General features: G+C 28.6%; 18 protein-coding genes and 5 pseudogenes. 15 read left to right on the top strand and 8 right to left on the bottom strand.

Annotated features, from left to right (window positions below; translation table 11 throughout):
• Positions 1-87: 87 nt before the first annotated feature.
• Complete coding sequence (locus JJC03_RS15000) at positions 88-786, bottom strand: SIMPL domain-containing protein (protein ID WP_088399281.1); 699 nt, start codon at positions 784-786, stop codon at positions 88-90.
• A gap of 54 nt (positions 787-840) precedes the next feature.
• Positions 841-1481: pseudogene (locus JJC03_RS14995) on the bottom strand (rhomboid family intramembrane serine protease).
• A 105-nt stretch (positions 1482-1586) separates the two neighbouring features.
• Here JJC03_RS14995 and JJC03_RS14990 point away from each other — a divergent pair.
• Complete coding sequence (locus JJC03_RS14990; protein WP_088399277.1) at positions 1587-2456, top strand: lysophospholipid acyltransferase family protein; 870 nt, start codon at positions 1587-1589, stop codon at positions 2454-2456.
• A 106-nt stretch (positions 2457-2562) separates the two neighbouring features.
• Here the strand turns inward: JJC03_RS14990 and JJC03_RS14985 are convergent, their stop codons facing one another.
• From JJC03_RS14985 to JJC03_RS14975, 3 genes are all read right to left on the bottom strand, one after another.
• Positions 2563-3765, bottom strand: a complete 1203-nt coding sequence (locus JJC03_RS14985) for an IS256 family transposase (RefSeq protein WP_088401338.1) — start codon at positions 3763-3765, stop codon at positions 2563-2565.
• 113 nt (positions 3766-3878) lie between these two features.
• Positions 3879-5339, bottom strand: a complete 1461-nt coding sequence (locus JJC03_RS14980; protein WP_088399275.1) for an aminoacyl-histidine dipeptidase — start codon at positions 5337-5339, stop codon at positions 3879-3881.
• 174 nt (positions 5340-5513) lie between these two features.
• Entirely contained in the window at positions 5514-7490 is a 1977-nt protein-coding gene (locus tag JJC03_RS14975) for an alpha-ketoacid dehydrogenase subunit alpha/beta (protein ID WP_088445430.1), read from the bottom strand.
• A 172-nt stretch (positions 7491-7662) separates the two neighbouring features.
• Here JJC03_RS14975 and JJC03_RS14970 point away from each other — a divergent pair, with 172 nt between their 5' ends.
• The 9 genes and pseudogenes from JJC03_RS14970 to JJC03_RS14930 all read left to right on the top strand — a co-directional run bounded on the left by JJC03_RS14970 (position 7663) and on the right by JJC03_RS14930 (position 13490).
• Positions 7663-8616: an isopenicillin N synthase family dioxygenase gene (locus JJC03_RS14970; protein WP_088399295.1), complete on the top strand. Its 954-nt coding sequence runs from the start codon at positions 7663-7665 to the stop codon at positions 8614-8616.
• A 79-nt stretch (positions 8617-8695) separates the two neighbouring features.
• Positions 8696-9031 carry a translation initiation factor gene (locus tag JJC03_RS14965; RefSeq protein WP_235873582.1) on the top strand — a complete coding sequence of 112 codons (336 nt, stop codon included), beginning with the start codon at positions 8696-8698 and terminating at the stop codon, positions 9029-9031.
• Positions 9032-9094: 63 nt separating this feature from the next.
• Positions 9095-9961: a nucleoside phosphorylase gene (locus JJC03_RS14960; RefSeq protein WP_088399270.1), complete on the top strand. Its 867-nt coding sequence runs from the start codon at positions 9095-9097 to the stop codon at positions 9959-9961.
• A gap of 21 nt (positions 9962-9982) precedes the next feature.
• A complete protein-coding gene (locus tag JJC03_RS14955) occupies positions 9983-10507 on the top strand; it encodes a GNAT family N-acetyltransferase (protein WP_088399268.1) in 525 nt (174 codons plus the stop codon).
• A 12-nt stretch (positions 10508-10519) separates the two neighbouring features.
• Positions 10520-10852 (top strand): GNAT family N-acetyltransferase, encoded by a 333-nt coding sequence (locus tag JJC03_RS14950; protein ID WP_235873581.1) that lies wholly within the window; start codon positions 10520-10522, stop codon positions 10850-10852.
• An 11-nt stretch (positions 10853-10863) separates the two neighbouring features.
• Positions 10864-11121 (top strand): annotated as a pseudogene (locus JJC03_RS14945) (GNAT family N-acetyltransferase); the annotation flags it as partial.
• A complete protein-coding gene (locus JJC03_RS14940; RefSeq protein ID WP_088399264.1) occupies positions 11114-11653 on the top strand; it encodes a hypothetical protein in 540 nt (179 codons plus the stop codon). The pseudogene JJC03_RS14945 and the gene JJC03_RS14940, both read left to right, overlap by 8 nt.
• A 19-nt stretch (positions 11654-11672) precedes the next feature.
• Positions 11673-12519 (top strand): annotated as a pseudogene (locus tag JJC03_RS14935) (substrate-binding domain-containing protein).
• 18 nt (positions 12520-12537) lie between these two features.
• Positions 12538-13490: pseudogene (locus JJC03_RS14930) on the top strand (transglutaminase-like domain-containing protein).
• A gap of 2 nt (positions 13491-13492) precedes the next feature.
• Here the strand turns inward: JJC03_RS14930 and JJC03_RS14925 are convergent.
• Positions 13493-14158 carry a uracil-DNA glycosylase gene (locus tag JJC03_RS14925; RefSeq protein ID WP_235873580.1) on the bottom strand — a complete coding sequence of 222 codons (666 nt, stop codon included), beginning with the start codon at positions 14156-14158 and terminating at the stop codon, positions 13493-13495.
• Positions 14159-14246: 88 nt separating this feature from the next.
• Between JJC03_RS14925 and JJC03_RS14920 the strand changes: the two genes are divergently transcribed.
• The 4 genes and pseudogenes from JJC03_RS14920 to JJC03_RS19305 all read left to right on the top strand — a co-directional run bounded on the left by JJC03_RS14920 (position 14247) and on the right by JJC03_RS19305 (position 17104).
• On the top strand, positions 14247-14438 hold the full coding sequence (locus JJC03_RS14920; protein WP_235873579.1) for a hypothetical protein: 192 nt from the start codon (positions 14247-14249) through the stop codon (positions 14436-14438).
• Between the two features lie 197 nt (positions 14439-14635).
• The gene (locus tag JJC03_RS14915) at positions 14636-14839 is read left to right on the top strand and encodes a hypothetical protein (protein WP_235873578.1); all 204 of its coding nucleotides are present in this window, start codon (positions 14636-14638) and stop codon (positions 14837-14839) included.
• A gap of 242 nt (positions 14840-15081) precedes the next feature.
• Entirely contained in the window at positions 15082-15615 is a 534-nt protein-coding gene (locus tag JJC03_RS14910) for an SGNH/GDSL hydrolase family protein (RefSeq protein ID WP_235873577.1), read from the top strand.
• Positions 15616-16169: 554 nt separating this feature from the next.
• Positions 16170-17104: pseudogene (locus JJC03_RS19305) on the top strand (MBOAT family O-acyltransferase).
• 126 nt (positions 17105-17230) lie between these two features.
• Here the strand turns inward: JJC03_RS19305 and JJC03_RS18275 are convergent.
• Together JJC03_RS18275 and JJC03_RS14895 are read right to left on the bottom strand one after the other, a co-directional pair.
• Entirely contained in the window at positions 17231-17734 is a 504-nt protein-coding gene (locus JJC03_RS18275; protein WP_258932635.1) for a GDSL-type esterase/lipase family protein, read from the bottom strand.
• Between the two features lie 290 nt (positions 17735-18024).
• Entirely contained in the window at positions 18025-18456 is a 432-nt protein-coding gene (locus tag JJC03_RS14895; protein WP_235873576.1) for a hypothetical protein, read from the bottom strand.
• 168 nt (positions 18457-18624) lie between these two features.
• Here JJC03_RS14895 and JJC03_RS14890 point away from each other — a divergent pair, with 168 nt between their 5' ends.
• A complete protein-coding gene (locus JJC03_RS14890; RefSeq protein WP_258931959.1) occupies positions 18625-18996 on the top strand; it encodes a glucosaminidase domain-containing protein in 372 nt (123 codons plus the stop codon).
• Positions 18997-19142: the final 146 nt, after the last annotated feature.

Genomic DNA, 19142 nt, shown 5'->3' with positions numbered 1-19142 from the left:
TATAAATTAATTATTCTATATGTAAAACTGATTTACGAAAAAACAAAATAATAATCTATATTTTTAGACACATATATATTCAAGTCTTTATTCAATAATAAAAGTAGTTTGTACATTTACTACTACAGCCATTTCACCCACAGCCAAAATTTCTTTACTTCCTGTATCTTGAAGAGCTTCATTCATCATAGCTGCTTTATACATAGGCTGTGCTTGTGGATAATAAGTAGATGAATTATCTGTTATTAAAAGAAGCTTTCCAACTTTTTGTCCTAATGCAGATACAAAATCTTCTGCTTTTTGTTTTGCATTCACCATTGCTTTTTTACGAGCTTCTCTTTCTAACTCTTCTAATTTAGAAGTTTTAAACTCAACATTTCTAATATTGGTTATTCCTGTATCAGTAATACCTAACATAAAATCACTATATTTTTTAATATCTTTTAGCAAAATAGTGATGGTTTGACTAGCAAAAAAATTATATTTCTTTTTTTCATAATCATAATTCTTACTAAGATTTACATCTGTTGTTTGATAATCAGAAGCAGGAATATGATATTCTTTTATGTATTGAATGAGTTTAATAATAGTATCATCATTCATTTTTTTTGCAGTAGCCGCATCCTTACCTGTATTTTCTACTCCTAATGTGATTAAGCATTGATCAGGAACTACCTTAATTTTTCCTTCTCCAGAAACATTTACTTGTGGAATTTGTTGTTTAAATTCTTGTCCTTGTATCATAAAAGTAATTAGAAATAATAATGAAGTGATTAATTTTTTCATTGCATATAAGATTTAAATTTTACATTTTTAAAATATATTACAAAATTTATGCCATTATAATTTTTCCATTTTTGTTAAGAAAAAAAGAATAAGTATAGGAATAATTAATAAAATAATCATTTTAAAACTTGTAATTAGAATTGTTGGTTCTATCAGTACTGTAGATAATAAGCCTCCTATTGCTCCTCCAAAATGGGCTTCATGTCCTATATTATCATTTTGAGCTTTCATACCATAAATTGAATATAATAAATATCCAATACCAAAAACGTATGCAGAAATTGGAATTGGAATTAAAAAAGGTATAAATTCATTTCAGGATTTAATAATATTGCAGCATATAATATTCCTGTTACCGCACCTGAAGCTCCTTTAGCGGTATAACCTAAATCATTTTTATGATAAACCATAACTAATAGACTTCCTGAAAGTAAACTTACCATGTAAATTATTAGAAATAAATATGATCCAAAATAATTGATAACAATATCTCCAAACATGTATAGAGTAAACATATTAAAAAAAAGATGCCCCCAATCACTATGCAAAAAACCAGAAGTAAAGATTCTTATTTGTTCTCCTGAACGAATTCTCCCAATATTAAATTCATATCGATTGGAAAAGCGATAATCTGTAAAACCTTTATAACTGATAAAAACGATAATACCTATTAACAACAATAATATTAAATTCATTAGACTTATTTTTATTAGCAATATACTACATTTTATAATAATAGTAAATAATGAAACTCTTTATTAAATAAATTTAATGAACTATATTTGCCTTAAAATATTAAAATGCAATTAGTCGTTTATCTACTTTTATATCCTATAATTTGGTTAATATCAGTACTTCCCTTTAGGCTATTATATATTTTATCTGATAGCATTTATTATATTATTTATTATATAATTGGATATAGAAAAAAAACTGTACGAAGAAATTTGCTCATTGCATTTCCTAATTTATCTTTTAAAGAACGATTATCTATAGAAAAAAAATCATATCAACATCTTTGTGATATGTTTCTAGAAATGATTAAAACATTAAATATTTCTTCGGAAGAAATGGATAAAAGATATCAGTTTACAAATTTAGAAATATACAATCAATTAGAAGCACAACAAAAAAGTGTAATCATTATGCTAGCTCATTATGCTAGCTATGAATGGTTAATAGCAATGAACAAATATCTTAAATTTGAAGGTTTTGGGGTATATAAAAGAATTAAAAACCCTTACTTTGACCGCTTAGTAAAAAGAATACGTTCTAAATTTAATGCTACATTAATAAGTACAAAAGAAACTTCTAAAATTATTGAAAATAATACAAAAAACAATATATTGGCAGCATACGCATTTATTAGTGACCAAACCCCTAAAGCATCGAGTAATATGCACTGGTATAATTTTATGGGTAAAGAAACTCCTATACATTTAGGAGCAGAAATATTTGCTAAACGTTTTGATATGAATGTTTTATTTTTAAAGGTTAAAAAAACAAAAAGAGGTTTTTATGAAGCTACTTTTGAGATTTTAGCAGATGAAGTAAAGTCTATTCCAAATTTTCAAATTTCAGAAAACTTTATCAAAAAAGTAGAAGAACAAATTTATCAAGCTCCTGAATATTACATGTGGACTCATAAGAGATGGAAGCATACTAGATAATACCAATAAAGGTTGTCAAATTTGGCAACCTTTATTGGTATTGATAGTAACTATTTTTTGACACTATCCTACAAAGTGTGTAAGTTAAAAAGTTTAGGCTTGGATTTTATAATCTGAGCCTTTTTTCAAATATAAGATTAAATTGGTTTAAAACAATACCCCAATTTTGTATTGGCATCGACCATTTTTTAGTTGCTTCTTTTAAGGCAAGGTAAACCGATTTTATTACCGCCTCATCTGTTGGAAACGACATTTTGTTTTTGGTGTACTTGCGAATTTTCCCATTAAGATTTTCAATTAAATTTGTGGTATAAATAATTTTGCGGATTTCTAACGGGAAGTCAAAAAAGATGGTTAATTCGTCCCAATTTTCCCTCCAAGATTTGATAGCATATCCATATTTAGATTCCCATTTTTGAGCAAAATCTTCTAGAGCTAACTCGGCGGCTTGTTTTGTTGGTGCTGTATAGACTAGTTTCATGTCGGTTGTAAATTGCTTTTTATCTTTCCATACGACATATCTACAAGCATTTCTTATTTGGTGAACCACACAAATCTGTGTTTGTGATTCAGGAAAAACAGAACGTATGGTTTGAGTAAATCCGTTTAAATTATCGGTAGCCGTTATTAAAATATCTTCCACTCCGCGGGCTTTTAAATCGGTTAAAACACTCATCCAGAAGCTTGAACTTTCATTCTTACCTAACCACATACCAAGAACTTCTTTTCGTCCTTCATGATTAAGTCCTACTGCTAAATAGATAGTTTTATTGATTACTTTTGAGTTTTCACGAACTTTGAAAACAATTCCATCCATCCAAACAATTAAGTAAACTTCATCTAATGGTCTGTTTTGCCAGGTTACTATCTCACTTGCTACTGCATTAGTAATTCTTGAAATGGTAGAAGTTGAAATGTCAAAATTATACATTTCTTTGATTTGCTCTTCAATATCACTAACACTCATTCCTTTAGCATAAAATGAAATGATAACATTCTCTAAACCATCAATAATATTATGTCTTTTAGGGACTAAAACAGGTTCAAAACTACCTTCTCTATCTCTTGGGACTTTAATTTGATCTTCTCCAAAGGAAGTCTTAATCTTCTTGGTTCCATGACCATTACGATAATTGCCGTCAGAGGTTTTTTGATGTTTTTCGGTATCTAAGTGAGCATCTAGTTCGGCATTGAGCATGTGTTCTACTGCTCGTTTATGCATTTGCTTAAAAAAGGAAGATAAATCTTCTCCATTTTTAAAGGATTTAAAAAAATCCTTGTTGTTTAATAAGTCTTCTTTGTCTATCATAACTATGTAAATATATAAAACGTTAAAAAGTTATTTCCGAAAAATTTTAGCTCTTTTAAGCGAGCTAATTTTTCAGAATAACTTTTTAACTTACACAGTTTGTGTTATACTGCCTATTTTTGAGGAATATTCTGTAAAATTTCTAGAACAAATTTCCAATACTTTTGAGCAGAAGAAATACTAGCTCTTTCATCAGGACTATGAGCTCCTTTAATTGTTGGTCCAAAGGAAATCATATCCATCCCTGGATAATTAGTCCCTAAAATCCCACATTCTAAGCCTGCATGACATGCTACCACATGCGGTTTTGAACCATTTTGTTTTTCATATACAGAAGTCAAAACATCTAATATTGGTGAATTAACATTTGGAGTCCAACCTGGATAAGAGCCAGAAAAAGTAACTTCACAACCAAATAACTCAAAAGCTGAACGTAATGCGTTAGCTAAATCAAACTTAGAACTTTCTACCGAAGAACGTGTTAAATTTTGAATAGATATTTGACCTTCTTTTACTATTATTCTTGCAATATTATTTGATGTTTCTACTAAATCAGTCATATCAGGACTCATTCTATACACTCCATTATGAGCTGCATAAATAGCGCGTAATAAGCCCTCCTGTACTCCTAAATCCATTACCTTAGCTGGTAAATCTGATTTTTCAATTACAATTTGAAGATTAGGCTCCATTGTTTTGTATTCAGATTTAATATCATTGATTACCTCTTGCATGTCAAATACAAAAGCTTCATCATACATACCTGCAATAATTATTTTAGCAACGCTCTCGCGTGGAATAGCATTTCGTAAACTTCCTCCATTAATTTCAGCTATTTGAAGGCCAAAATTTTCAAAACCATCAAATAATAGACGATTCATAATTTTATTTGCATTTCCTAACCCTCTATGTATATCCATTCCTGAATGCCCGCCTTGTAGTCCTTTTACAGTAATTGTATAACCTACAGATCCTTCTGGTATTTCTTCTTCATGATAATCACGTTCCGCAGTTACATCTACTCCTCCTGCACATCCTATATCTATTTCATCATCTTCTTCTGTATCTAAATTTAAAAGAATTTCTCCAGATAAAAGACCTCCTTTTAAACCTAAAGCTCCTGTCATTCCTGTTTCTTCATCAATTGTAAATAAAGCTTCAATAGCAGGATGTGCAATATCTGTACTTTCAAGTATTGCCATAATAGTAGCCACTCCTAAACCATTATCTGCACCAAGTGTAGTACCTTTAGCTCTTACCCAATCTCCTTCAACATACATTTCAATACCTTGTGTATCAAAATCAAAAAGGGTATCATTATTCTTTTGACAAACCATATCTAAATGCGATTGCATTACAATGGTTTTTCTATTCTCCATTCCAACTGTAGCAGGCTTTTTAATGATAACATTACCCACTTCATCTTTTATTGTTTCTAGACCTAACTTTTGTCCAAAATCCATCATAAAAGCAATCACACGTTCTTCTTTTTTTGAAGGACGAGGCACCGAGTTTAGATCGGCAAACTTGTTCCAAAGAGTTTTGGGTTCAAGGTTTCTTATTTCTTGACTCATCTTGTTATTATATATTTATAAAGTGTCAAATTTACGAAGAATGATTTTTTATTGTATAATAAAGATTATAATTTATCTTATTCCATGATTAAAACATACTATAACTAAATTTTATTTTATGAAGAAATATCTATTATTTAAATTATGAATCTTGTTAAAACCTTAAATGAGTCATTAATAAGCTAAAAGTTTCTTTAACTCTTCTTCAAAACGTATTTTTGGTAAATATTGATCTTCTAATGATTTCATAAAAGGAATTGCACTTTCTAAACTTCCTACTCTAGAAACGGGAGCATCTAAATATTCAAAACAATTTTCCATAATTAATGCAGAAATATCACTAGCTATACCTCCAAAAAGTGTATCTTCTTGCAATATAATAGCTCTATTTGTTTTCTTTACTGACTCATAAATTGTTTGAACATCTAATGGTTGAAGTGTTCTTAAATCAATCAAATCAGCAGATATTTCAGGATTTTTATGAAGTGTTTCTAAAGCCCAATGAACACCAGCTCCAAAACTTATAATTGTAATATTATAGCCTTCTTTTATTAAGGAAGCTTTACCAAAGGGTAATGTATAATATTCTTTTGGTACATCTTGATAAATAGAACGATATAATATTTTATGTTCAAAGAACATAACAGGATTAGGGTCGTTAATAGCAGTATTCAATAAACCTTTTGCATCATAAGGAAAAGCAGGATAAACGACTTTTAAACCAGGTGTTTTAGTAAACCATGCTTCATTCGTTTGAGAGTGAAAAGGTCCTGCTTGAGTTCCACCACCACAAGGCATACGTACTACTACATCTGATTTTTCTCCCCAACGATAATGTTGTTTTGCTAATAAATTAACTATTGGGTTAAAACCTGTGGAAACAAAATCTGCAAATTGCATTTCTACAACAGCTTTATAACCATTAATAGATAAGCCATTTGCGGCAGATAGTATTATACTTTCACAAATAGGAGTATTTCGTACCCTGTCCTTTCCAAACTCTGCAAAAAATCCTTCTGTAATTTTAAAAGCTCCCCCATATTCAGCAATATCTTGCCCCATAAGGACTAAATTTTGATGTTTATTCATAGATTGTTTTAACGATTCTGAAATAGCATCTATAAAACGAATATTTTGCACTTCTGAATTAGATTCTATGTTATCAAAATCAAACGGCGCATATACATCATTTAATTCTTCTTCTAAACTAGCAATTATAGCAGGTTCTCCCTGAACTTTAGACCAATTTAAATCAATTTCTTCTTTAATTTCTTTGTGAATTATATCATCTTCTTCATCTGATAATACCATAGTTATTTTCAGATACCTTCTATAGTTTTCAATAGGATCTTTTTCAGCCCAATATTGCATTAATTCTTGAGGTACATATTTAGTACCACTAGCCTCTTCATGTCCTCGCATTCTAAAGGTCTTGCACTCTATTAAAACAGGTCGAGGATTTTCAATCATTGATTCTTTTAATTCAGATATTAAGTTGTATACTTCAAGTATGTTATTACCATCTATTATATAACTTTCAATTCCATAACCTTTGCCTCTATCCGCTAAATTTTCACACTTATATTGCTCAATCGTTGGGGTTGATAGTCCATATCCATTATTTTCAATAATAAAAAGAACAGGTAACCCCCAGACAGCTGCTAAATTTAAAGATTCATGAAAATCTCCTTCTGAAGTTGCTCCTTCACCAGTAAAAACAGCAGTAACTTTATGATTATCTGATAATTTATTAGCTAAAGCTATACCATCAGCTACTCCCATTTGTGGACCTAAATGAGAAATCATACCTATTATTTTATAGTCTTGAGTACCAAAATGAAACGATCGATCTCTTCCTTTTGTAAAACCATTTAACTTCCCTTGCCATTGAGAAAACAATCTTTCTAAAGGAATTTTTCTAGTTGTAAAAACCCCTAAATTACGGTGCATAGGTAATACATATTCATCCTCGTTAAGAGCAGCTGTAACACCTACAGCTATTGCTTCTTGACCTATTCCAGAAAACCATTTTGACACCTTTCCTTGTCGGATCAAAATCAACATTTTCTCTTCTATTAATCGAGGTTTCAAAAGTTGCTTATAAAGAAATAATAAGGCATCATTTGTTAAATCTTTCCTTTCAAAATTCATAATTAATTTAGTTAGCTTTCTCAAAAATAAAGATTAAAAATTCAGTAAAACTGACAAAAGTTAGTTTTTTTATAATTGTTAATAACTTTTATTAAAGAATCAAACTTTTTATATTTACTTTTGTTCTATCAAGGTATTATACCAATTGAAGTTATTAACAAAAACTAAGACAATGCAAAAAATTCCTAGTGTTGACTTACGTGATTTCCTATCGGATGACCCGGTACGTAAACAAAAATTTGTAAATGAAATCGGAAAAGCCTACGAAGAAATTGGTTTCGTAGCATTAAAAGGTCACTTTTTAGATGACAAATTAGTTGAAAATTTATACGGCGAAGTACGTAATTTCTTCGAATTACCATTAGAAGTGAAATCAAAGTATGAAATTCCAGGTATTGGAGGTCAAAGAGGCTATGTATCTTTTGGAAAAGAGCATGCTAAAGGTCGTTCAGCTGGTGATTTAAAAGAATTCTGGCATTTTGGTCAGTATGTATCAGAAGGTTCAAAATGGGCTGGAGAATATCCTGACAATGTTGTGGTAGAAGAATTACCTAAATTTAATGAAGTAGGTAAAGAAGCTTTTCAAATGTTAGAAAAAACAGGAGTTTACGTATTAAGAGCTTTAGCTTTATATGTAGGTCTAGATGAATTTTATTTTGACAACTTCATAAAAGACGGAAACTCTATCTTAAGACCAATACATTATCCTCCTATTACTGATGAACCTAAAGATGGTGCTGTACGTGCAGCAGCTCATGGGGATATTAACTTGATTACTTTATTAATGGGTGCTCAAGGTAAAGGATTACAAGTTCAGAACCACGCAGGTCAATGGATTGATGCTATTGCTCAAGATGATGAATTAATGATAAACGTAGGTGACATGCTATCACGTCATACTAACAATAAATTAAAGTCAACTATTCACCAAGTAGTGAACCCTCCAAGAGAATTATGGGGTACTTCACGTTTCTCAATTCCTTTCTTCATGCACCCTGTAAGTAATATGTCTTTAAATTGCTTACCAGAATGTATAGATGAAAAGAATCCTAAATTGTTTGAAGATATCACGGCTGGTGAATACTTAAACGAGCGTTTAGTTGAATTAGGATTGTTAAAAAAATAATTTAATCACTAAAGTATTTAAAATTGAGAGTTAAAGATTTTAATTAATTTTTAATTCTCAATTTTTAATTTTCATCAAAATGGATTTACAGGATCAATTAAAAAAACTATTCCCTGATCATACACCTTCTAACGCTAATGAACCAATTGAAGAAGAAAAATCTCACGAACTCTTGATTCAGAAGGAACCTATGATTTGTAAATATGAAAAGAGAAAAGGAAAACCTATTACAATCATAGCAGGTTATGAAGGTCAAGATGAAGATTTTAAACTTTTAGCTAAAGAAATAAAAAACAAATTAGCTGTTGGAGGAAGTTTTAAAGACGGAGAAATCATCATCCAAGGTGATTATCGCGATAAAATCATGAACATCTTAAAAGAAAAAGGATTTAAAGTAAAACGTGTTGGTGGTTAAATCCAGTTGAGAAATTGAAAATTAATTTTCAATTTCAAACTAATAATTTCAAATTCTAAAATTATGATCAAAAATTCAGAACTCATATTAAATCCTGATGGTAGCGTTTATCACCTTAATTTAAAACCATCAGATATTGCACAAGATATTATTATTGTTGGTGATCAATACCGTGTTGAAAAAATTACTCAACATTTTGATTCAATAGAATTTTCAACGCAAAAAAGAGAATTTAAAACTCAAACAGGAACTTATAAAGGAAAACGCATTACAGTACTATCTACAGGTATAGGACCTGATAATATTGACATTGTAATGAATGAATTAGATGCTTTAGTAAATATTGATCTAGAGACCAGAAAAATCAAAGAAAATCTAACTTCTTTAAACATTATTCGTATCGGAACTTCTGGTTCATTACAGTCTGATATACCAGTTGATAGTTTTGTACTATCTAAGTATGGTCTAGGCTTAGACAATATGCTTCGCTCCTATTTAATTGATGAAATTACAGAAAATGAAATAGAAGATGCTTTCATCAAACAAACTAACTGGGATATGCGTAAAGGAAAACCTTACGTAATTGCAGGAAGTGAAGCCTTAGAAAAACGTTTAGAAAGTGATAAAATTTTCAAAGGTTTCACAGGAACAGCAGGCGGATTTTATGGTCCTCAAGGACGTGTACTTCGCTTAAACATACAAGATCCTGAATTAAATAAAAAAATGGATTCTTTTAACTTTAATGGAACACGTATGACTAATCTTGAAATGGAAACTTCAGCTATTTATGGATTAGGAAAACTTTTAGGGCATAATTGCTTATCCTTAAATGCTGTTATTGCAAATAGAGCAAATGGCACTTTTAGTGAGGATCCTTACAAAGCAGTAGACTCCCTAATCATCTATACTCTAGATAAATTAGCACAATAATATCTACTTTATCCCAGACAAATGCTACCAAAACTAGAAAGTAAACGATTGATCTTTAAACCTTTTGAAATGATTCATGCAGAATCATTATTTGAAATGGATAAAAATCCTAATGTCCATAAATACCTATGGCAAGAACCTGTTCAAAATATTGAAGAAGTCAAAGATGTCATTAAAAAACTCTTAGAGCAATATAAACGAAATAAAATAGGAAGGTACAGTACCATTTTAAAAGAAACTGAAGAATTCATTGGGTGGACTGGTATTAAATTTGTAGATGATCATACAGAAAATGGTAACACTAATTTCTATGATTATGGTTATAGACTAGATGAGCGTTTTTGGGGTAAAGGATATGCTACTGAAGCAACAGAATTCTGGTTAGAATATGGTTTTAATCAAATAAAATTAAAAGACCTACACGCATACACTCATTTTGAAAATATAGCTTCTAATCATATTTTAAAAAAATGTGGATTCAAATTCATAGAAACATATATTGCTGAAAATAACGTGGCATGGAATTGGTGGAAAATTATTAAATAAGTTATTAATTGAATGGATTTTATTTTAGAAACATCTAGGTTAATAATGCGACCTTTAGAAATTGAGGATTTGGAAATATTACACAAAATAGATTCTAATCCAAATGTACATGAATATTTATGGAATGCTCCTGCAACTGATATCAACCAAACAAAATTTGTTATAAATTCTATTTTGAGTCAATACATTAAACACAAAATAGGCAGATACGGTATTATACTCAAAGAAACAAATGAGTTTATTGGTTGGGGTGGTCTAAAATTTAACGAAAACACAGTCAACAATCATCAAGATTTTTACGATATTGGTATTTGTATTTCACAAGAACATTGGAGTAAAAATTAGGTTTTGAAGTATTTCAAGCTTGGATTAAATACGCATTCAAACATCTTAATTTGCCTAAATTATACGCATATACGCAAACAAAAAACCATAGTAGCAATAAAATGGCTGAAAAGATTCACATGCGTCTAACAAACGAATTTACATACGATAACCAAAATTGGAATTGGTATGAGCTTGGCACCTTAAAATATGATATGATTATTACTAAACAAATAATTAATGATATAGAAATTAAAATTTCACCTGTTTTCACAAATAATAATGAATAACTTGAATAATTGGTTACGTGATCATAACATCTCTACTTGGGAAGAACTTACTGCATATGTTCAAAAAATTCCATACGGAAGAAATAGTGCTCGTAATGATTTTTCGCTTGTATTAATTGAAAATAAAGGGAGCTGTAGTTCAAAACATGCACTACTTAAAACTTTATCTTCAGAGTTCAATCGTGAAAATACGGAACTAGTTCTAGGTATCTTTAAAATGAATGGAACAAATACTCCAGTTATAAAAGAAATTTTAGAAGCACATTTTATTGATTATATACCTGAAGCACATTGCTATTTAAAAATAAATGGACTATACCAAGATTATACAAATAAAGATGCTCTTTATTCTAAAATAAAAGAAGATATCCTTAGTGAAGTTATAATCGAACCAAACCAAGTAATCCAATATAAAATTGATTACCATCAAGCTTTTTTAAGAAATTGGATTCTTGAAACGAAACAAAATAAAACATTTGAAGAAATTTGGCATATTCGTGAAAAATGTATTGCTAAATTATCTAAGAACTAAATAATTCTTTAATTTAAATATGAAAACAGTAAGAATTGTTGGAGTACCAGAACATTTTAACCTTCCATGGCAATTATGTATAGAAAATGGAGAATATGATCAAGTAGGAATTAATTTAGAATGGAGCGATATTCCCGAAGGAACAGGCAAAATGTGTCAAATGCTACGTAATAATGAAACTGATCTTGCCGTAATTCTAACAGAAGGAATAATAAAAGATATTTCGTTAGGAAATGATAGTTCGATCATTCAATTATACGTTCAATCTCCCTTAAATTGGGGAATACACGTTAATGCCTCTTCTAAATATAATCAATTATCTGATTTAAAAAAATACTACAAGTGCTATTTCAAGAATAGGTTCAGGCTCCCATTTAATGAGTTTTGTAAATGCTAAACAACAAAATTGGGATTTAGATAATTTAAATTTTGAAATAGTAAATACCATTGAAGGAGCTGTTGAAGCCTTAAAAAATGGTAATGCTGACTATTTTTTATGGGAACGTTTTATGACACAACCATTTGTCGATCAAGGTATTTTTAGAAGATTAGGTGAATGCCCTACTCCTTGGCCTTCTTTTGTAATTGCTGTACGAAATGAGTTTTTAAAAAATAACTCCGCTACTCTAGAATTAATTTTAGAAATCATAAATAATACTACTATAGAATTTAAAGATATACCTAGTATAGACAGAACATTAGCAGCTCGTTATAATCAAAAATTAGAAGACATCCAAGAATGGCTTAAGCAAACTAGATGGTCACAAAGAAAAATGGATCAAAAAACTTTTGATAAAATTCAGAATCAACTACTAGAATTTAACTTAATAGAAAAAAAATTATCCTTTGAAATGATCGTAAAATAATAAGCTTTTTTACGTGATATGAAAATGACTACAAATTCTCTTAAAGCCCTTTATTATCAATACAAGGATCGGCTTTCATTACCAAAGCCTTGGGATCATGTAGTCATTTTTATTTTAAGTCTATTATTAACACTACCAACTTTTATAATCGTTCATCATAATTTCAAAGAAACTGATTGGGAAATTCCTTTTGATCGTATTTTTATGTTCATAAGCATTGCCCTAATCTATTATTTTATATTTCAAAAAATAAAAAAGTAATTATTATTTGTATTATTATTTATATGCTTACTTTATTATATGGAACTTTATTTGGTAATTATGGTTTTTACCTCTTATATGATGATTACCGGTCTATGATGTACACAATGGATGATAACCCTTATCCTCAAGATATTATAATCAATAAATTACTTCCTTTTCCTAATAAATATAAAGTATTAAAAGCCATTGACTTTAATAATCCAAAAGTGCGCAATTTTGCCGTTTGGTCTACCACTCAAAATTTTAAAAATGTATCACATTTAAAAGATTTTTTTGAATATAGAACAACAATACAGTGTTTTGCTGTTTTTAAAGAAATAAAAAAAAGATGGAATTATGTAAATGATCCTCAAGGAAATAACTACATTGCTAGTGCATCTGAATCAATTGAACATTTTTCAGGTGATTGTGATGATCACGCCATATTAATGGCAGCGGGCATTAAAGCTGTTGGTGGTATTCCTCGCTTAATACATACTGATGCTCATATCTACCCCGAAATGTTTATTGGTACTAAAGGAGATCTTGAAAAAATAAATTATTTAATACACGAAGTTCTTTTTATTCAAGAAAGCAAAAATAAACCCTTGCATTATCATATAGATGAAAGAGGTTATATTTGGCTTAATCTTGACTATACCGCTAACTATCCTGGAGGAAAATTTATGAGCGAAGCTATTTTAGGTCAATTAACACTTGATAACTAAAACTACCACTTAATTTCTTCTTTATTAATAGATTTCAAGTAGTCATTCGTTTTACTAAAATGCCTATTCCCAAACCATAATCCACGATTAGCACTTAAAGGAGATGGATGACCTGTTTCTAAAACACAATGTTTAGTCCTATCTATCTTTGCTCCTTTTTTCTTTGCAAACCCTCCCCAAAGTAAAAAAACGACATTTTCTTTTTCATCTGATATTTTTTGAATAACAGCATCTGTAAATAATTCCCATCCTTTATTCTGATGGCTTCCAGCTGTGTTTTCTCTTACAGTTAAAGTAGCATTTAGGAGTAAAACACCCTGTTCCGCCCAACGTTCTAAATTTCCTGATGAAGGTATAGAAATTTTTAAATCTGATTCAATTTCTTTAAATATATTAATCAAAGAAGGAGGAAAAGAGACACCTTCATTTACAGAAAAACACAACCCATTAGCTTGTCCTAAACCATGATAAGGGTCTTGCCCTATTATCACTACCTTTACATCATCAAAATGGCAATGATCAAATGCTGAAAAAATTTGACTTCCTTTAGGAAAACAGCGTCCTATTTGATACTCATTTTTAACAAAATTAATAAGATTTTCAAAATATGCTTTATTAAATTCTTCTTTTAAAATTTCTCTCCAAGAATTATGAATTTTTACTTCCATTTTTTTCTTACAAAAATATTAAAACTTATAGACTTATGATAACTTTTCCATACTTTTGCCCGGTTTTATAGAATATCAAATAACACTAATGAACAGTAATAATAAAGTATTTATATTTGTATTATCAGTTACATCTGCTTATTTTGGACTTTCCTATTTCTCAAAAAATATTGTTGAATATTATCCTAGTTTCAAAAATGTAGATTTATTTACTGATATACAAAGTGATAAGATAGTCAATCTAAATAATCAAAAAAGAAGAAAAATCAAAATAGTTTAATAGATTCCATTCAGAAACAAGACAGTACCTTTACTGTTTTTGAAAGTTATAATGGAACTAACATTACAGATTTTGATGCTGATAATAATAATTTTGTTTTTGAAAACTTATCTAAAAAATTAGCAGAATTATATCAGAATAAAAAGGCAAAAATCAGAATAGCTTGGTTTGGGGATAGCCAAATAGAAGGTGATTTAATGACTCAGGATATTAGAGAAATGTTGCAAGAATATTTTAATAAAAAAAAGGGTGTAGGGTTTGTCCCTATAAACTCTATTTCTTCTGATTTTAGAAGAACTGCTACCTCTAAAACATCTGGGATTTTTGAAACTTTTAATTTTAAACAAAATCCTGAGAAAAATGTTTTCTTATCTGGCTATTCTTTTTTAGTCCCGATTTAGATATTACTTTACGAAATAGAATTAAAAAGGATAGTACACAAATTCTTGAAAAATGGTTATTATTTGGTAAAGGAAATGATATTTCTATCACTCACAATGGTGTTGAAACGAATTATCATGCAAATGAGGCTTTCAATAGAGTTTTACTAGACAAATCAACATCTAACGGAATACACTTTAAAGCTAAATTTTCCAATACTCCTATTTATGGAGTAAGTTTTGAACCTGAAAATGGTATTGTATTGGATAATTTTTCTTTTAGAGGAATCACAGGAGTTGAGCTTGACAAAATTAGTACAGAACTATTACAAAAACTTAATCAAGAAAATTATTATGATTTAATAGTTTTTCAGTATGGAGTTAATCTAATGTTTAGGCCTAATGATGTAAACTACGATTATTATTATCAAAAAATGACTCCTTTAATTAAAAAATTCAAAAAGGAAATGCCTAAAACAGATTTTTTAATTTTTAGTTGTTCAGATCGTGCTTTTAAATACAACAATGAATGGAAATCTGCTATAGGAATAGATAGTTTAATAAAAACACAAGCTAGACTATCTTATGATAATAAAATTCCTTTTTACAATCTTTTCCTTTCTATGGGAGGAAAAGGAATTATGAAAAAATGGGTTGATACTATCCCTACAATGGCAAGTAAAGATTATATACATTTTAACAGTAGAGGATCTAAAGTTGTAGCCAAAACTATATTTAAATCAATTCAAAAAGAATTTGATAAAGTAAAAAATAAAAAACAAAAAAATAAAAACTAATTATCTAAAATGTTAACTTTCGATTTCAATAAAATAATCGATCAGCTATTCTATGATCCTAAAAACCCACTACTTTTTAACAGTGGTTTCTTCGTATACTTTTTTTTAGTTTTCATAATTTGTTATTATATCCTAAGAAAAAACTATTTAGGCAGGGCCTATATTTTAAGTTTTTTTTCGCTTTATTTTTTCTACAAAGCAAGTGGCAATTTCGTTTTTTTAGTAATAGGATCAGCTGTTGTTGACTATCTACTTTCAATTGCCATATATAAAGCTAGATCTAAAGCAACCTTAAAAAAACTATTACTAATTATTTGTATTATTTTTAATCTAGGACTACTATTTTACTTTAAATACACTAATTTCTTTATTGAAATTATAAATAGCCTAAATCTAACTCAACTTGATCCTGTACATATATTACTCCCTATTGGTATTTCATTTTACACCTTTGAAAACATTAGTTATGCAGTAGATGTGTATAAAGGAGAAATAAAACCAGAAGAAAATATTGCAAATTATATTTTATTCTTATCCTTTTTCCAAAATTAGTTATGGGACCAATTGTTAGAGCTAAGGATTTTATACCTCAATTAAAAAATGATTATTATGTTAGTTCTGAAGATTTTTCAAAAGGCTTTTACTTAATAGTAAGTGGATTAATCAAAAAATTAATTATTTCTGATTATATCACACTTAATTTGGTAAACTATATTTTTGATGGTCCTCACTTACATAATGGTTTTGAATGCCTTATAGCTTTGTATGGATATGCTATTGTAATATATTGTGATTTTAGTGGATATAGCGATGTTGCCATTGGTATTTCTAAATGGTTAGGGATTACTATTCCTCCTAACTTTGAATCTCCTTATCAAAGTACTTCTCTTACAGAATTCTGGAGAAAATGGCATATTTCCTTATCCTCTTGGTTACGTGATTATTTATATATAGCCATGGGAGGAAATAAAAAGGTAAATTAAGAACAAACATTAATTTATTTTTAACAATGCTTATTGGTGGATTTTGGCATGGAGCAAGCTGGAATTTTATTATTTGGGGATCTTTACATGGTTTTGGCTTAATCATTAATAAATTTTGGACTAAGATAACTTCTAAAATTAATATTCTACCTAAATTCGTTTCTAAACTTATCTTTGGCCTCATAACATTTCATTTTGTATGTTTTTGTTGGATCTTTTTTAAAGCAGAGAATTTAGAAACTTCTTTGACTTTTATAAATCAAATTGTAAATCAGTTTAGTTTTGAAGGAGCAGAAGAATTCATAATAAATTATAAACAACCTCTACTAATGATTGTTATAGGATATTTAATACACTTAATACCTAACAATTGGAGTGAAAAATATATTAAAATACAAACAAAACTTCCGTTAGTTTTTAATATGATTATTATGATTTTATTTATATTCTTGTACTCTTATTTTAAAAGTTCTGAAGCTGTAATGCCTATTTATTTGCAATTTTAATAATTTAGATAGCTTAAAATAAATATAAATCCCCTGTTTTTAGCAAGACTTGTCTAAAAACAGGGATTTTTTATAAAGAAAAATATTACGATATTTAAAGTTAAAAATATAAACTAGTAGATATTTTTAATTTTTATTAGTCGTAGAAAGTGAATTTAAGTAATTATTCCAGCTTTTTGCAAATGCTTCTACAAATAAATAACCTTGTAACTCATATCCTCTTCTAGAATAATGAATAAGATCATTTCCTAAAAGTTGATTTCTTGTAAACTCACAACTTCCTTGCAACCCATTTGATATTTCAAATAAATCCCACAATGCAATTTGATTTTCAATACAATAATCTCTAATTGCATCAGAAAAATCTTTAAGCTTTTTATTTGGTACTACTTTTTTATAAAAAGAAATAGGAGGTGTAGACAATATAAAAACTGCATCAGGATTAAAAGTCTTTATTTTTTCAATAGTTTCTTTTATAGAATCTATAAAACTTTCTGGAGTTAAAACAATATTTTGTGCTTCATTTGTTCCCATAGATAATATATAGCAATCAGATTTTATATGCTTAATTTGATCCCAAAATAAAGTCTCTGAATTATAATCTGAAAACTTAGCACCATTTACTCCTATAGTACTATAAATAATTCCTTTATCTATAGAGTTTTCTAAAAAAACACCATATAATTTTGTACAAATAGAATCATTACATACAATATTAAAATCAGAACGGAGATTATTAAATTTAAAATCTAAAACACCATCCTTAATACTGCATTTTGCTGTATCTTCTACTAAATTTATATTTTTAATTTCACTATTAGTAAATAAAGTGAGTTTATCAAATTTATGAAATGCTTCTATTCCTCTAAATTTAAAATTAATAAAAGAATTAGGTTCTGTAGATTCTATAGCAAAACCACTTATACCGCAAGGTACCTCTGGATTTTTTTAATTAGTCTACTCCCTTTCCAGTTAGAATTTGAGCTAAAAATCAGATCTGATGGCGCATTACTTTTAGCCAATTGATAAGGAAATATCAAACCTCTACCTGCATTACCAAAAAAATGTTGCAACTCAGTACGTATAATTTTAGTAGCCATATCAGCTTGTATATGTGAATCTCCTATATGAACAAATGAAACCTGTTTTAAACTATCATCTTTCAATTTTAAAAGTTTAGCAAAAAGAGGTCTTAAATGATTTTCATTTATAATTATATTTTTTTCAAAATCTAAATCTATTTTAGGATATAAAGAATCTGTTTTTTTATATTGAAATAGCAAGGCATTTTGTCCTGAAACAGACTGTAAAACAAAAAAAATAAATAAAAAAACAACCTTATTAAAAGACATAAAATATTAATTCTAAGTTAATTTGTTGATAAAAAGCACATTTAAAAAAACTTTTTTTTAAATTTGCTCCCTACTTCTTAAAAAAGAAGTAATAAAATTATTAATCATTTGGCAAATTTGGTCAATATTTTAAGTAATACCAACTTAATTATAAAGAAATTTATGCTTATGAAAAATCTAAAATTTTACTTTTTATCTGTCCTTACCTTTCTTAGTATTTGTAGTGGATATTCACAAAATGAATCATATATAAAAGAATATGGTGAAATAGCAGATAAATTATCATTTGAATTTGGAATACCTAGATCTATTATTTTAAGTATCGCTATAGTAGAATCAGGGTATGGAAATAGTAAAGTTGCTAAAAAGTTAAACAACCACTTTGGGATAAAAGGAAAAAATCAAGTAACCTGGTCCAGTTTCAAACAATATTCAAGTGTTGAAGATTCCTTTAGAGATTTTTGTCTAAAAATGGCATCAAAGAAATTCTATATGAATCTAAAAGGCAGTGATGACTACTTACTTTGGTTAAAAAAATAAGTCTAACAGGATATTCAACCAAACCAACTCTTTGGAGAAATAAAATTAAAAAAACAATTTTAAAGCATAATTTGCATTAAAAATAACTTTAACAGTTTTTATTTAAAAGGGGATTGAAAATTCAATCCCCTTTTTTTGATTTAAAT

The organism is Flavobacterium oreochromis (assembly GCF_019565455.1).
Lineage (GTDB): Bacteria > Bacteroidota > Bacteroidia > Flavobacteriales > Flavobacteriaceae > Flavobacterium > Flavobacterium oreochromis.
Note: the sequence above shows the minus strand (reverse complement) of the source record. Positions and strands in the feature narration are given on the sequence as shown.

What these genes read in the sequence shown, in the direction of transcription:
- JJC03_RS14890 (WP_258931959.1), top strand. Translation starts at nt 18,625, where the DNA reads ATGAAAAATCTAAAATTTTACTTTTTATCTGTCCTTACCTTTCTTAGT.
- JJC03_RS14925 (WP_235873580.1), bottom strand. Translation starts at nt 14,158, where the DNA reads ATGGAAGTAAAAATTCATAATTCTTGGAGAGAAATTTTAAAAGAAGAA.
- JJC03_RS14985 (WP_088401338.1), bottom strand. Translation starts at nt 3,765, where the DNA reads ATGATAGACAAAGAAGACTTATTAAACAACAAGGATTTTTTTAAATCC.
- JJC03_RS14960 (WP_088399270.1), top strand. Translation starts at nt 9,095, where the DNA reads ATGATCAAAAATTCAGAACTCATATTAAATCCTGATGGTAGCGTTTAT.
- JJC03_RS14895 (WP_235873576.1), bottom strand. Translation starts at nt 18,456, where the DNA reads ATGTCTTTTAATAAGGTTGTTTTTTTATTTATTTTTTTTGTTTTACAG.
- JJC03_RS14990 (WP_088399277.1), top strand. Translation starts at nt 1,587, where the DNA reads ATGCAATTAGTCGTTTATCTACTTTTATATCCTATAATTTGGTTAATA.
- JJC03_RS14950 (WP_235873581.1), top strand. Translation starts at nt 10,520, where the DNA reads ATGGATTTTATTTTAGAAACATCTAGGTTAATAATGCGACCTTTAGAA.
- JJC03_RS14920 (WP_235873579.1), top strand. Translation starts at nt 14,247, where the DNA reads ATGAACAGTAATAATAAAGTATTTATATTTGTATTATCAGTTACATCT.
- JJC03_RS14965 (WP_235873582.1), top strand. Translation starts at nt 8,696, where the DNA reads ATGGATTTACAGGATCAATTAAAAAAACTATTCCCTGATCATACACCT.
- JJC03_RS14975 (WP_088445430.1), bottom strand. Translation starts at nt 7,490, where the DNA reads ATGAATTTTGAAAGGAAAGATTTAACAAATGATGCCTTATTATTTCTT.
- JJC03_RS14980 (WP_088399275.1), bottom strand. Translation starts at nt 5,339, where the DNA reads ATGAGTCAAGAAATAAGAAACCTTGAACCCAAAACTCTTTGGAACAAG.
- JJC03_RS14955 (WP_088399268.1), top strand. Translation starts at nt 9,983, where the DNA reads ATGCTACCAAAACTAGAAAGTAAACGATTGATCTTTAAACCTTTTGAA.
- JJC03_RS14970 (WP_088399295.1), top strand. Translation starts at nt 7,663, where the DNA reads ATGCAAAAAATTCCTAGTGTTGACTTACGTGATTTCCTATCGGATGAC.
- JJC03_RS15000 (WP_088399281.1), bottom strand. Translation starts at nt 786, where the DNA reads ATGAAAAAATTAATCACTTCATTATTATTTCTAATTACTTTTATGATA.
- JJC03_RS14940 (WP_088399264.1), top strand. Translation starts at nt 11,114, where the DNA reads ATGAATAACTTGAATAATTGGTTACGTGATCATAACATCTCTACTTGG.
- JJC03_RS14915 (WP_235873578.1), top strand. Translation starts at nt 14,636, where the DNA reads ATGACTCAGGATATTAGAGAAATGTTGCAAGAATATTTTAATAAAAAA.